Raw genomic sequence first — 1,367 nt, forward strand, 5'->3', positions numbered from 1 at the left:
GCCGCGTTCGGTGGAGTTGGTGGTGGCGTTGTTGGCGGTGTTGAAGGCGGGTGGGGCGTATCTGCCGTTGGATCCGGAGACGCCGGATGAGCGGTTGGGGTTCGTGTTGGCGGACAGTGCGCCGGTGTTGACGGTGACGGTGGGTGAGTACGTGGGTCGGTTGTCGGGGGCCACGGTGGTGTTGGACGATCCGGTCACGGTGCGGGAGTTGGCCACCCTCGACGACACCAACCTCACCCGTGGGGAACTTCTCGGGGCCCCGGACGCGGGCAACGCGGCGTACATCATCTACACCTCCGGGTCCACCGGCCGGCCCAAGGGTGTGGTCGTGCCGCACCGGAACGTGGTGCGGCTGTTCGAGGCGACGCGCGAGTGGTTCGACTTCGGTGCGTCGGATGTGTGGACGCTGTTCCATTCCTATGCTTTCGACTTCTCCGTCTGGGAGTTGTGGGGCGCGCTGTTGCACGGCGGCCGGCTGGTGGTGGTGCCGCGGGAGGTGACCCGTTCGCCGGGCGAGTTCCTTGAGTTGCTGGCCCGGGAACGGGTCACCGTGCTCAACCAGACACCGTCCGCCTTCTACGAACTCGTCGAGACGGACGGCCAGGCTCAGGCGCCGAGCGAACTGGCCCTGCGGTGGGTGGTGTTCGGCGGTGAGGCACTCGACTTCCGCCGCCTGGCGGGCTGGTTCGAGCGGCACCCGGAGGGCACCCCGCGGCTGGTCAACATGTACGGGATCACCGAGACCACCGTGCACGTCACCGGGCACGAACTGACCCTGGCGGAGGTACGCGGCGGCTCGGCCAGCGTGATCGGCCGGGCGATTCCGGACCTGGCGCCCTATGTGCTGGACGGGCGGCTGCGGCCGGTGCCCACCGGGGTGGTGGGTGAGCTGTACGTGGCGGGCGCCGGGGTGGCCAGGGGATACGGGGGACGGCACGGTTTGACGGCCACCCGCTTCGTGGCCGACCCGTTCGGCCTGCCGGGGGCCCGGATGTACCGGACCGGTGACCTGGTGCGGTGGCGGGCCGACGGCCGGCTGGAGTTCGCCGGCCGGGCGGACGAGCAGGTCAAACTGCGGGGCTTCCGCATCGAGTTGGGCGAGATCGAGGCCGCGTTGGTCGCGGTGGACGGAATCGCGCGGGCGGTGGCGATGGTGCGCGAGGACCAGCCGGGGAGCCGCCGGCTGGTGGCCTACGTGGTGCCGTCCGAGGGCGCCCCGGAGCCGGACCTCGGTGACGTCGAGGTGGAGTTGCGGGGGGTGTTGCCGGAGTACATGGTGCCGTCGGTGGTGGTGCCGTTGGGTGGGTTGCCGTTGACGGTGAATGGGAAGTTGGATCGGCGGGCTTTGCCGGTGCCGGATTTCGCGG

The 1,367-nt window shown here is 70.2% G+C and carries 1 protein-coding gene; it reads left to right on the forward strand.

Annotated elements, in window-relative coordinates; translation table 11 throughout:
• Positions 1-1,367: amino acid adenylation domain-containing protein (locus RM844_RS31995; protein ID WP_311670961.1), on the forward strand; the 1,367-nt coding region annotated here is incomplete at both ends.

It is taken from the genome of Streptomyces chisholmiae (assembly GCF_031845445.1).
Lineage (GTDB): Bacteria > Actinomycetota > Actinomycetes > Streptomycetales > Streptomycetaceae > Streptomyces > Streptomyces chisholmiae.